The 11,632-nt window shown below is 71.9% G+C and carries 10 protein-coding genes; 3 read left to right on the top strand and 7 right to left on the bottom strand.

The window, feature by feature from the left end:
* Positions 1–140: 140 nt before the first annotated feature.
* From V7050_RS12465 to V7050_RS12450, 4 genes are all read right to left on the bottom strand, one after another.
* Positions 141–479 (bottom strand): hypothetical protein, encoded by a 339-nt coding sequence (locus V7050_RS12465; protein WP_324365678.1) that lies wholly within the window; start codon positions 477–479, stop codon positions 141–143.
* 38 nt (positions 480–517) lie between these two features.
* Complete coding sequence (xylA, locus tag V7050_RS12460; protein WP_324365676.1) at positions 518–1,819, bottom strand: xylose isomerase; 1,302 nt, start codon at positions 1,817–1,819, stop codon at positions 518–520.
* A complete protein-coding gene (gene xylB, locus V7050_RS12455; protein WP_324365674.1) occupies positions 1,816–3,264 on the bottom strand; it encodes a xylulokinase in 1,449 nt (482 codons plus the stop codon). The genes xylA and xylB overlap by 4 nt, the downstream gene beginning before the upstream one ends.
* Before the next feature lie 178 nt (positions 3,265–3,442).
* Positions 3,443–4,411, bottom strand: a complete 969-nt coding sequence (locus V7050_RS12450) for a TAXI family TRAP transporter solute-binding subunit (protein ID WP_324365672.1) — start codon at positions 4,409–4,411, stop codon at positions 3,443–3,445.
* A 136-nt stretch (positions 4,412–4,547) separates the two neighbouring features.
* On the opposite strand from V7050_RS12450, the gene V7050_RS12445 reads away from it, so the two are divergent.
* Positions 4,548–6,278, top strand: a complete 1,731-nt coding sequence (locus V7050_RS12445; protein ID WP_324365669.1) for a SulP family inorganic anion transporter — start codon at positions 4,548–4,550, stop codon at positions 6,276–6,278.
* A 38-nt stretch (positions 6,279–6,316) separates the two neighbouring features.
* Here the strand turns inward: V7050_RS12445 and hemA are convergent, their stop codons facing one another.
* Both hemA and V7050_RS12435 read right to left on the bottom strand, forming a co-directional pair.
* On the bottom strand, positions 6,317–7,534 hold the full coding sequence (gene hemA / locus V7050_RS12440; RefSeq protein WP_324374638.1) for a 5-aminolevulinate synthase: 1,218 nt from the start codon (positions 7,532–7,534) through the stop codon (positions 6,317–6,319).
* A 236-nt stretch (positions 7,535–7,770) separates the two neighbouring features.
* Positions 7,771–9,015 (bottom strand): DUF2130 domain-containing protein, encoded by a 1,245-nt coding sequence (locus tag V7050_RS12435; RefSeq protein WP_324370004.1) that lies wholly within the window; start codon positions 9,013–9,015, stop codon positions 7,771–7,773.
* Positions 9,016–9,226: 211 nt separating this feature from the next.
* Here V7050_RS12435 and V7050_RS12430 point away from each other — a divergent pair, with 211 nt between their 5' ends.
* Entirely contained in the window at positions 9,227–9,391 is a 165-nt protein-coding gene (locus V7050_RS12430) for a hypothetical protein (RefSeq protein ID WP_324370006.1), read from the top strand.
* Positions 9,392–9,395: 4 nt separating this feature from the next.
* Here the strand turns inward: V7050_RS12430 and hemC are convergent, their stop codons facing one another.
* Complete coding sequence (gene hemC / locus V7050_RS12425) at positions 9,396–10,337, bottom strand: hydroxymethylbilane synthase (protein WP_324370008.1); 942 nt, start codon at positions 10,335–10,337, stop codon at positions 9,396–9,398.
* Positions 10,338–10,422: 85 nt separating this feature from the next.
* On the opposite strand from hemC, the gene hemE reads away from it, so the two are divergent.
* Complete coding sequence (hemE, locus tag V7050_RS12420) at positions 10,423–11,454, top strand: uroporphyrinogen decarboxylase (RefSeq protein ID WP_324370011.1); 1,032 nt, start codon at positions 10,423–10,425, stop codon at positions 11,452–11,454.
* Positions 11,455–11,632: the final 178 nt, after the last annotated feature.

Genomic DNA, 11,632 nt, shown 5'->3' with positions numbered 1-11,632 from the left:
CCGAGCGCGAAAAAAACCGCCAGCACCGCAGTCACGGCCATGCAGGCGATCAGGATCGCGCGAAGCCGCGCCCTCCGCGCCACCTGCCGCACCCGCGCCTCGAGCACGCCGGCCAGCGAAGCGAAGAGCCGCGCCACGCCTCAGCGCCGCGAGAGGATGCCGAAGAGATACCCCGCCAGCGCCGCGAGCCCGATCGCGGTCAGCGGCCGGCGCCGCGTCGCATCCGCCAGCTCGTCCTCGAGCGAGCGCAGCTCCCCGGCGATCTCCTGCAGAGTCGCCTCGCCGGTCGCCAGCGCATTCTCCGACTTGGCGTCGGCGACGGATTTCAGCCCGCTCGCCCGCGTCTTGGCGATGCGCGCCACATGCGCCGCGAGCTCGCTCAGATCGGCGCGCAGCGCCGCGATCTCGGTGCCGAGCGCGCTCGAAGCGGCCTCCGCCTCGGGCTCGGCGTCCTTGTCGGTCTTCGATGTCGTAGCCATGCGATGGCTCCCTTTCCGGTTGCGGCGGCGCGCGCCATCTAGACGAAGCGGTTGATCCAGTTCTCCAGTCGCTCCTGACGACCAGAACGCGGCTCGGGATCGATCCGTTCCCGCTCGACGCGCTCCGCGATCGCGGCGAGATCGCTCTCGAGCATCGCCCGCGCCCCCGGCGTCTCCCAGCCGGCATAGCGCTCTGCGAGCGCGGCTTCCAGCCCGCCGTCCTCGATCATCGCCGCCGCCGCGAGGAGCCCGCGCGCGCAGACGTCCATACCGCCCACATGGGCGCCGATCAGGTCGACCGGGTCGAGCGACTGCCGCCGCAGCTTGGCGTCGAAGTTGAAGCCGCCGGTGGTGAAGCCGCCGCCCTTCAGGATGTGGTAGATCGCCAGCGCCACCTCCGGAACGTTGTTGGGGAACTGGTCGGTGTCCCAGCCGGATTGGTAGTCGTTGCGGTTGGCATCCACGCTGCCGAAGACCCCGAGTGCGACTGCCGTTGCGATCTCGTGCTCGAAGGAATGACCGGCAAGCACCGAGTGCCCGGTCTCGATATTGACCTTCACCTCGCCCTCGAGCCCGAAGCGCTGGAGGAACCCGAAGACCGTCGCCACGTCGTAGTCGTATTGATGCTTGGTCGGCTCCTGGGGCTTCGGCTCGATCAGGATGGTGCCCGGGAAGCCAATCCTGTTCTTGTACTCCACCACCATCGACAGGAACCGCCCCGCCTGCTCGAGCTCGCGCTTCATGTCGGTGTTGAGCAGCGTCTCGTAGCCCTCGCGCCCGCCCCAGAGCACGTAATTGGCGCCGCCGAGTTCGTGAGTCACGTCGAGCGCGCATTTCACCTGCGCCGCGGCATAGGCGAAGACCTCCGGATCGGGATTGGTCGCCGCCCCGGCCATGAACCGGCGGTTCGAGAAGAGGTTCGCCGTGCCCCAGAGCAGCCCGACGCCCGTCGCCGCCATCTTCTCGGCGAAGATCTCGGCGATCGCGCGCACATTGGCGTTCGATTCCGCCAGACTCGCCCCCTCCGGCGCGATGTCGCGGTCGTGGAAGGTGAAGAACGGCACCCTGAGCCGCTCGAACATCTCGAAGGCGACCTCGGCCTTGAGCCTTGCATGCTCCATCGTGTCGCCGAACCAGGGCCGCTGGAACGTCTGGCCGCCGAAAGGGTCGCCGCCCGGCCAGGCGAAGCTGTGCCAATAGCAGACCGCCATGCGCAGATGGTCCTCCATCCGCTTGCCGAGCACCAACCGGTCCGGCTCGTAGAAGCGGAAGGCGAGCGGATCGTCGCTCTCCGGACCCTTGAACGGGACCTTGTCGATCCCGGCGAAGAAATCGCTCATGCCCGGCCCTCCCTGAGTGCAGGATAGAGCGCCCGATAGCGCGCATGGCCCTCGCGATAGCGCGCGACCAGGGCCGGGTCGGGCTCGATGACCCGGATCGTGGCGGGTGCGGCGCAGATCTCGGCCGGCTCCGCTCCCTCCGCGGCACAGATTGCCAGCCGTGCCGCCCCGAGTGCCGCGCCCACGTCGCTGTCGGCGGCGAGCGCCAGCGGCCGGTCGAGAACGCTCGCGACGATCCCGAGCCAGGTCTCCGACCGCGCGCCGCCGCCCACCGCCAGCGCGCTCTCGAAATCCGTGCCGGCCCCGGCAAGCGCCATCTGGCAATCGGCGAAGGCATAGGCCACCCCTTCCATCACCGCCTGGACCAGATCGGCGAGCCCGTCGGACTGGCTCAGGCCCACGAAGGCACCGCGTGCGGTCGCGTCGTTGTGCGGCGTGCGCTCGCCGGAGAGATAGGGCAGGAAGGTCACCTTCGAGGGCGCGGCGACCGCGCGGACCATCCCCGCGAGCTCCGCCGCCGGCCGCCCCGCGATCCGCGACAGCCATTCCAGGCTGTCGGAGGCCGAGAGGATCACCCCCATCTGGTGCCAGGTCTCCGGGATCGCATGGCAGAAGGCATGCACCGCGCCGTCGGTATTGGGCGAGAAGGCGGCATTGGAGACGAAGAGCACACCCGAGGTGCCGATCGAGACGAAGGCCGAGCCCGGCGTGACCACCCCCACCCCGCAGGCCGCCGCGGCATTGTCGCCCGCCCCGCCGGCGACGACCACCTTGCCGCCGACGCCCCAGCGCTGGCAGAGCTCCGCCCGCAGCTCGCCCGAGGCGGCGCTGCCCTCGACCAGCCTTGGCATCTGCGAGCGCGTGAGCCCGGTGGCGGCCAGCAGGTCGTCCGACCAGTCGCGGCGCGCCACGTCGAGCCAGAGCGTGCCGGAGGCGTCCGACATCTCCGAGACATGCAGGCCCGTCAGCCGGAAGCGTACGTAATCCTTGGGCAGGAGCACGGTGCAGATATGCTCGAAGACATGCGGCTCGTGGTGCCGGATCCACTGGAGCTTCGGCGCGGTGAAGCCCGGCATGGCGATATTGCCCGCGACCCGGCGACTGTCGGGGAAGGCCGCCTCGATCTCGGCGCATTCCGCGCTGGCGCGGCCGTCGTTCCAGAGGATCGCCGGGCGCATCACCCGGTCGTCATGGTCGAGGCAGACCGCCCCGTGCATCTGCCCCGAAAGCCCGATGCCGCGCAGCCCGGCCAGCCCGTGCTCGGCCGCCAGCGCGTCGATGGTCGCCTCGACCGCCACCCACCAGGCTTCCGGATCCTGTTCCGACCATCCGGGCTGCGGGCGGGTGACCTCGAGCGGCCGGCTGGCCTGCCCGATCAGCTTCTGGTCGCGGCCGAAGAGCACGGTCTTGACCGACGACGTGCCGATGTCGATCCCCAGGTACATCGCCAGATCCTCCTCCCTGCGGGAATTCGGCCGGGCTTGGGCGTCTGCTGCGCCGGCTCCTGGCTGCCGGGCCCTGCCGGCCCGGGCATCCCCGATTCCCTGTCCTTCGCGCGGCCATCATCGCCGCATCGCCGCGCGCATCAAGCCGTAACTCCGCGCCCCGGGGTTGCCCGCGGCGCTATTCGATCCAGCCCTTGGCGCGATAATGGGCCTCGGCGGCCGGATGCAGCGGCGCGGTCAGGCCGGTCGCCGCCATCGCCTCGGGCTCGAGCCCGGCGAGGACCGGATCGAGCCCGCGCAGGGTCCCGATATTGCCGAAGACCGATTCGACCAGCGTTGCGACCACGTCCTCCGCCACGTCCGCCCGCGTCACCAGCGTCGCCCCGACGCCGAAGGTCGGCACGGCGGCGGGATTGCCGCGATAGAGGCCGCCGGGGATCTCGGTCTCGAAATAGAACGGATTGGCCGCCACCAGCGCCGAGATCCGCGGTCCGGTGACCGGAACCAGCAGCGCATCGCAGCCGGCGGTCGCCTCGTGGATGGTCGGGGCCGGATGGCCCACGGTGAAGACGAAGGCGTCGACGCTCCCGCCGCAGAGCGCCTCGGGCTGCCGGTCCGGGTCGAGCTCGAGCGTCGCCGCGAAGCTCTGCTGGTCCCATCCCATCTGCCCGGCGAGCCTGTCCCAGACCCCGCGGGCACCGGATCCGGGAAGCCCGTAGCCGATGCGCTTGCCGGAAAGATCCGCGATCCCCGCGATGCCGGCGTCCTTCCGCGCCACCAAAGTGAGCGGTTCGGGATGCAGCGCCATCACCGCCCGAAGCGCCGCGAAGGCCGGCTCGCCGGAAAAGGCGCCGGCGCCACGCAGCGCGTCGCTCTGCACGTCCGACTGCACGATCGCGAAATCCACCTCGCCGGCGCGCAGCGCCTCGATATTGGCGACCGATCCCTCCGAGGGCTGCGCCGAGCAGCGGATGCCATGGGTGCGGCGGGTCTCGTTGACCAGCCGGCAGAGCGCCACCCCGACCGGGAAATAGGCGCCCGCGAGGCTGCCGGTCGCCATGCGGGCCAGCCGCGCGTCGACCGCGCCGGCACCCGGCGGCAGCGCCACCAGGGCGAGGGTCACGGCCAGGACGATCCTTCGCAGCATCGGCGTCTCCCGCAATGCGTTCCGCGAGCCTATCCCCGGAGCCGGCCGCGGGCAACATTCGGGCGCCATCGCCCCGCGCGCGGCAAACCTTGCCCGCGCGCCACGATCGGGCTTAGGTAGGGGCATTTCCCTGCCCATGGCCCCGATACTGACCCACAACGCCGCCGACCTGCCCGCCCCGACCCCGGAATTCGTGCCCAAGCTCGTCACCACCCTGCGCGAGGGCTACGGACCGGCGCAGCTGCGCGCCGATGCGCTGGCGGGACTCACCGTCGCCATCGTCGCGCTGCCGCTCTCGATGGCGATCGCCATCGCCTCGGGCGTCACCCCGGCCATGGGCCTGACCACCGCCATCGTCGGCGGCTTCCTCGTCTCGGCGCTCGGCGGCAGCCGCTTCCAGATCGGCGGGCCGGCCGGCGCCTTCATCGTGCTGGTGGCCGAGACCGTCGCGAGCCACGGCGTGGCCGGCCTCGTGCTCGCCACCTTCCTCTCGGGCATCATGCTGGTGGCGCTCGGGGCGCTCCGGCTCGGCACCTATGTCAAGTTCATCCCCTTCCCGGTCACCGTCGGCTTCACCGCCGGCATCGGCGCGATCATCTTCGCGAGCCAGCTCAAGCCGCTGCTCGGGCTCAGCCTCCCCGGGCCCGAACCCGGCCCGCTGCTCGAGAAGCTGCCGGCGCTCTGGCAGGCGCTGCCGAGCCTCAGCCTGCCCACCGCCGCCATGTCGGCGCTCTGCCTCGCGGGGCTGGTGCTGCTCAAGCGCTACCGGCCGCACTGGCCGCGCATGCTCGTGGTGGTGGCGACCGCCTCGGCCCTCGCCGCCCTGCTCGGCCTGCCGGTCGCCACGATCGGCAGCACCTTCGGCGGGCTCGAAGGCGGATTGCCCGCGCCGGCCCTGCCGGATTTCTCGCTCGCCGCCATCGCCGCGGTCCTGCCGAACGCCGTGGCCTTCACCCTGCTCGGCGCGATCGAATCGCTGCTCTCGGCGGTGGTGGCCGACGGCATGACCGGACGGCGGCACCGGCCCAATACCGAGCTGGTCGGCCAGGGCATCGCCAACATGGGCGCGGCGCTCTTCGGCGGCTTCTGCGTCACCGGCACCATCGCGCGCACCGCGACCAATGTGCGCGCCGGCGCGCACGGCCCGGTCTCGGGCATGCTCCATGCCCTCTTCCTGCTGCTCTTCCTGCTGGTGGCGGCCCCGCTCGCGGGATACGTGCCGCTCGCCGCGCTGGCGGCGGTGCTGACGCTGGTGGCCTGGGACATGGTCGAGAAGCCGGCCTTCGCGGCGCTGCTCAGGGCCTCGCGCGGCGACGCGGCGGTGCTGCTCGTCACGCTGGGCCTGACCATCTTCCGCGACCTGACCGAGGCGATCGTCGTCGGCTTCGGGCTCGGGGCGATGCTCTTCATCCACCGCATGTCCACCGCCGTCGACGTGGCGGCGGAATCCGCCCGCGGGGCGCGGATCCCCTATGTCCCGGCGGAGGCCTCGGATCCGGAGGTGCTGATCTATCGCATCCGCGGCGCGATCTTCTTCGGCGCCGTCTCCGCCGTCGCCGCGGCGATGGAGCGTATCTCCGACGGCTACCGCATGCTGGTGCTCGACTTCTCCGCGGTGACGCTGGTCGACAGCTCCGCCGCCAACATGATCGCCGGGCTCGCGCGCAAGGCCCGCCGGCGCGGCATCGCGATCTGGGTGACCGGCACCAGCCCGGCCCTGCGCCGCGAGTTGCTCTCCCACGGCGTGCGCCCGCCGCTGGCGCGCTTCGCCTCGAGCGTCGAGGCGGCGCTGGAGCGCAGCGGCCGGACGGAGATCACCGGAACAGCGCCCGCGGACTCGACGGAAGACGCGCAGCGGACGGAGTGACCGGCCTTGTCAGGAGGCCGGGCGTCCCGCTCCTCTGGTCAGGCGACGGCGCGCGCCAGGGCGCACTGGCTCCAGAGCGCGCCGAGCGCGCGGGTCAGGTGATCGAGATCGGCCTCGCTGTGCAGCGGCGAGGGCGTCAGGCGCAGCCGCTCCGTGCCCTTGGGCACGGTGGGATAATTGATCGGCTGCACGTAGATTCCGTACTGGTCGAGCAGGATGTCCGAGAGCATCTTGCACTTGACCGGATCCTTGACCATCACCGGCACGATATGGCTCGGGTTGGGCAGATGCGGGATGCCCATCGCATCGAGCCGCGCCCGCAGCTTGCGCACGGTGGCGCGCTGGCGCAGGCGCTCGGCATCGCTGGCCTTGAGATGGCGGATGCTCGCCCGCGCCCCGGCCGCCACCGCCGGCGGCAGCGCCGTGGTGAAGATGAAGCCGCTGGAGAAGGAGCGCACGAAGTCGACCAGCGCCGCCGAGCCGGTGATATAGCCGCCCATCACCCCGAAGGCCTTGCCGAGCGTGCCCTCGATCAGCGTGATGCGGTCCATCAGCCCGCGCTCCTCGGCGACGCCGCCGCCGCGCGGCCCGTAGAGGCCGACCGCGTGCACCTCGTCGAGATAGGTCATCGCGCCGTGCCTCTCCGCGACCTCGACGATCTCCTCGATGGGCGCGATGTCGCCGTCCATGGAATAGACGCTCTCGAAGGCGACGATCTTCGGCCGTGCCGGATCGAGCGCCGCGAGATGGCGGTCGAGATCGGCCGGGTCGTTGTGCCGCCAGATGCGCTTCTCGCAGCGGGCGTGGCGGATGCCCTCGATCATGCTGGCGTGGTTGAAGGCGTCCGACAGGATCACGCAATCCTCGATCCGCGCGCCGAGCGTGCCGAGCGAAGCCCAGTTCGAGACATAGCCGGAGGTGAAGATGAGCGCCGCCTCCTTGCCGTGCAGATCGGCGAGCTCGCGCTCCAGCAACACGTGCTCGTGATTGGTGCCGGAGATGTTGCGCGTGCCGCCGGCCCCGGCGCCGCAGCGGTCGAGCGCCTCGTGCATGGCGGAGAGAACCACCGGGCTCTGGCCCATGCCGAGATAATCGTTCGAACACCAGACCGTCACCTCGGTCGGATCGTCGGGCCCGCGATACCGCTTCGCTCTGGGAAAGGCGCCGCTGCAGCGCTCGAGTTCCGCGAAGACCCGGTAATTGCCTTCCTTTCTGAGCGAATCAAGCTGCCGGCGAAAGAGCCCGTCAAAATCCATCGATCGTTCCTTCGCCCTATTCCCCGTCGCGGCCGTGACGATGCGTGATCCGTTCCCGACCCTGCACCCGCGCTGGCCCGATCCCCTACCCGGACGCGAGAGTCAACACCGTCGCGCCGCCCGTGGCAACCCCGACTCGCCGCATCGCGCGAATCCCATCGGCCTGCCCGTTCAGCCTAGCGATTCCCGCGCCGGCATCCCTTGATTTTGATCAAACACGCCGCGCGGGCCATCGTCTAGGCTTCGCCGTCGGGCCCGTCGAGCATCGGCAGGTCGAATCCCTCGATCTCGCCCAGCGCCTTGCCGGCGATGCCCTGCAGGTCGCCGTACATGCCCATGGTCGCCTCGACGACCCCCTGGATCTGCATCTCGCGCTTGGCCCAGAGGCGGGTCATCGCCTTGCGCTCGCGGGCCAGGTCCTCGGACATGTCGCGGAACCGCTCGACGATCGCCTCGACGCGGTGCCGGAAGCGCGGCCCGGTCAGATAATCGTAGACCAGCTCCATCTTCGTGCCCTCGCCCTCGCGCATCGCCCGCGCCGCCGCGAGCTCGATCAAGGACTGCCGCAGCGCCACCGCCAGCGGAAAGGCCGAGGCCCAGTCCGAGACCCAGATCCCGTCCACCGGGCCGAAGCGCTCGACCCCCTTCGGCAGCGCCTGGCTGACCAGGATCGCCACCTCCGCCCCGCAGCCGCGCTGGTCGTTGCGCAGCTTGGCGAGCCAGCCGTCGTTCCAGCCCTTGGTGCGCTTGCTCTCCCAGAGGATCGCACCGCAGCCCTGCCCGCCCGGCGAGACCACGCGCTGCACCACGTCCGCACCGCTCTCCCCCTTGGGCACCGGCTCGACGGCATCATGCGGGAAGCGGCTCCGCAGCAGGCTCTCGAGCTCCAGCTCCAGCACCTCGCCCTGCAATTGCTGCGAGCCCTGCTCGGCCTTCTGCTTCAGCGCCTCGATCTGGCGCTGCATCCCGGCGATCTGCTCCTCCTTCTCGGCGACCTTGAGGCGAAAGGCCGCCTCGCCCTCGGCCCGCGCCTTGTCGCGCACGCCGGCCAGCGCCTCGGTGACCCGCGTCTCCACCGTCAGCTCCAGCTCGCGCTGCTGGTCCTCCAGCGCCCGGGCCTTGCGCAGCATCTCCGCCTGCGCCGCCTGGGCCGCGCGCAGCTTCTCGTCCCGCTCGGCGAGAACCGCCCGGAGGCCCTCGAGCTCGGCCGCGGCGGATTCCGCCGCGCTGCGCTTCGCCGCCTCGGCCAGATCGGCGCCGAGCGCCGCGACCCGCGCCTCGACCTCCCGCGCCAGCCCCGCCTCGCTCGCCCGGACCGCTTCCTCGCGCGCGGCGATGGCCGCCCGCTCCGCCGCGAGCTTCGCCTCGTAGTCCCGCCTCGTCGCGGCCAGGAGGGGCGCGGCGAGCGATTCCGTCAGCCGGATCTCGGTCGCGCAGGCCGGGCAGGTGATGGTGACGTCTCCCATGAAGGGTTTCTGCACCGCGCGCCCCCCAGCGGCAACACTCCATGTGATACGGTCGCCGAGTGATTGCCCCGGACCGGGCCCCTGGGGCCGCCGCCCTCCCCTCGCGGATTTCGCATCAGACAAATCCGCGCGCGGCCAGGACGGATGCTGCCCCCGGACGGCGCATGACAGCACCCAGCCCGTCCGCTATGCAGGAAACCGGCCGCCGAACCGCAGGGGAGATGCCGTGGACCCGATCACGCTGGCCTATTACGGGCTGATCTGCGGCCTGCTCGGCCTCGCCGCGCCGCTCTGGCGGCGGCCGGGGTTGCGCTTCGTGATCGGCATCCTCGTCGGGCTGGTGGCCGCCGGGCTCCTGCCGATGCTCCGGCATGGCCTGATCGCCGGCTGAGGGCTCAGGCGGCGAAGAAATCCGGCGCCGCCCGGCCTCGCAGCTCCGCGCCCATCGCGGCACCGAGCCGCGCGGCATCCTCCACCGCGCCGGAGGCCTCGGCGGTGAGGCATTCCGAGCCGTCGGGCCGGAGGATCTCGCCGCGCAGCCGGATCCGCCCGCCATCGAGCTCCGCCAGCCCCGCGATCGGCGTCTGGCAGGACCCGTCCAGAGCGGCGAGGAACGCCCGCTCCGCGGCCAGGCGCTGCGCGGTGGGAGGGTCGTGGATGGCCGCGAGCAGCGCGGAGACAGCATCGTCGCCCGAACGCTGCTCGACGCCGATCGCGCCCTGGGCGATCGCCGGCAGCATCGCCTCCGGCGGGATCGGCGCGCGCGCCACCGCGTGGAGCCCCAGCCGCCGCAGCCCGGCCATGGCGAGGAACGTCGCCCGGGCCACCCCCTCCTCGAGCTTGCGCAGGCGCGTCTGCACGTTGCCGCGGAACTCGACAACCGCCAGATCCGGCCGCCGATGGCGCAGCTGCGCCCGCCGCCGCAGGCTCGAAGTGCCCACGACCGCCCCCGCCGGCAGATCCTCGAGCCCCGCCGCGCCGAGCGCGACGAAGGCGTCGCGCACGTCCTCGCGCGGCAGATAGCAGGTGAGGGCGAGCCCCTCGGGCTGGGCGGTCGGCATGTCCTTCATGGAATGCACCGCGATGTCGATCGTCCCCTCGAGCAGCGCCGCCTCGATCTCCATGGTGAAGAGGCCCTTGCCGCCGATCTCGCCGAGGGGGCGGTCCTGCACCCGGTCGCCGGTGGTCTTGATCGGCACGATCGCGAAGGCCGCCTCGGGCAGGCCATGCGCCGCCATCAGCCGGTCGCGCGTCTCGCGTGCCTGGGCCAGCGCCAGCGGCGAGCCGCGGGTGCCGATCCTGAGCGGCCGGTCGGGGTCGGGCAATTCGCGTGTCACGGGCGCCGGGCATCCCTTTTCATTCCGGGCTATGTCTGTAAGGTCGCCCGGCCCTCTCCGCAACCGGATCGCCGCCCCCGTGACCCTGCGCCCGAAGAAACCCATGCTCCGCGCGCTGGCCGGCGAGCGCCTTCCCGTCCCGCCTGTCTGGCTGATGCGCCAGGCCGGGCGCTACCTGCCGGAATACCGCGCGGTGCGGGCGCAGGCGGGCAGCTTCCTCGATCTCTGCTACCGCCCCGAGCTCGCCGCGGAAGTCACGCTGCAGCCGATCCGGCGCTACGGCTTCGACGCCGCGATCCTCTTTGCCGACATCCTGCTGGTGCCCCAGGCGCTCGGCGCCGAGCTCCGCTTCGCCGAGGGCGAGGGCCCGCGGCTCTCCACCGTGACCGGCGCGGGAGACCTCGCCCGGCTGAAGCCAGCCGATGCCATTCACGAGAGGCTCGGCCCGGTCTACGAGACCGTCGCGCGGGTCGTCGCCGAGCTCCCGCCCGAGACCGCGCTGATCGGCTTCGCCGGCGCGCCCTGGACGGTGGCGACCTATATGATCGCCGGCCGGGGCACGCCCGACCAGGCGCCGGCGCGCATGCTGCTCTACCGCGACCCGGCCACCTTCGATGCGCTGATCGAGCGCATCACCGACGCCACGATCCGCTATCTCTTGCGCCAGATCGAGGCCGGGGCCGAGGCCGTCAAGCTCTTCGACAGCTGGGCCGGCGCCCTGCCCGGCCCGCTCTTCGGGCGCTACTGCATCGAGCCGGCGCGGCGCATCGTCGCGGCGATCCGCGCGGCGCATCCATCCGTGCCGGTCATCGGCTTTCCCCGCGGCGCAGGCGGCGGCTATGCCGCCTTCGCCGCCGCCACGGGCGTGGATTGCTGCGCGCTCGACGCCGCGGTGGATCCGGCCTGGGCGGCGGCCGAGATCCAGCCCAGGCTCTGCGTGCAGGGCAACCTCGACCCCCTGCTCTTGGTGGCCGGCGGCCCCGCGCTCGACGAGGCGACGCGCGCCTGCGTCGCGGCCTTCTCCGGCGGCCCCCATGTCTTCAACCTCGGCCACGGCATCACCCCCGACGCCGCCCCCGCGAACGTGGAGCGCATGCTGGCGGTGATTCGCGGCTGAGGGCGGGCCTTCCGCCGGACCGGATGGCGACGCCGGGTGCACGTTGAACCCGATTTCAAACTCTCTGCCGAAACTGGAAGATGGCCGCGCCCCGCGCGGCCCGCGGAGCCTTCCCCCGGACCGAAGAGGCGAGGCGCCGGTGGCGCCTTGCCCGGTCCGGTCGCCCGGAGGCGCAAGC

It is taken from the genome of Amaricoccus sp. (assembly GCF_036846665.1).
Lineage (GTDB): Bacteria > Pseudomonadota > Alphaproteobacteria > Rhodobacterales > Rhodobacteraceae > Amaricoccus.
This window is presented reverse-complemented; position numbering and strand designations above follow the sequence as displayed.

Bases quoted from the DNA above. Each gene is read 5' to 3' on its own strand.
- xylA (WP_324365676.1), bottom strand. From the start codon at position 1,819: ATGAGCGATTTCTTCGCCGGGATCGACAAGGTCCCGTTCAAGGGTCCG.
- V7050_RS12445 (WP_324365669.1), top strand. From the start codon at position 4,548: ATGGCCCCGATACTGACCCACAACGCCGCCGACCTGCCCGCCCCGACC.
- V7050_RS12465 (WP_324365678.1), bottom strand. From the start codon at position 479: ATGGCTACGACATCGAAGACCGACAAGGACGCCGAGCCCGAGGCGGAG.
- hemA (WP_324374638.1), bottom strand. From the start codon at position 7,534: ATGGATTTTGACGGGCTCTTTCGCCGGCAGCTTGATTCGCTCAGAAAG.
- V7050_RS12450 (WP_324365672.1), bottom strand. From the start codon at position 4,411: ATGCTGCGAAGGATCGTCCTGGCCGTGACCCTCGCCCTGGTGGCGCTG.
- xylB (WP_324365674.1), bottom strand. From the start codon at position 3,264: ATGTACCTGGGGATCGACATCGGCACGTCGTCGGTCAAGACCGTGCTC.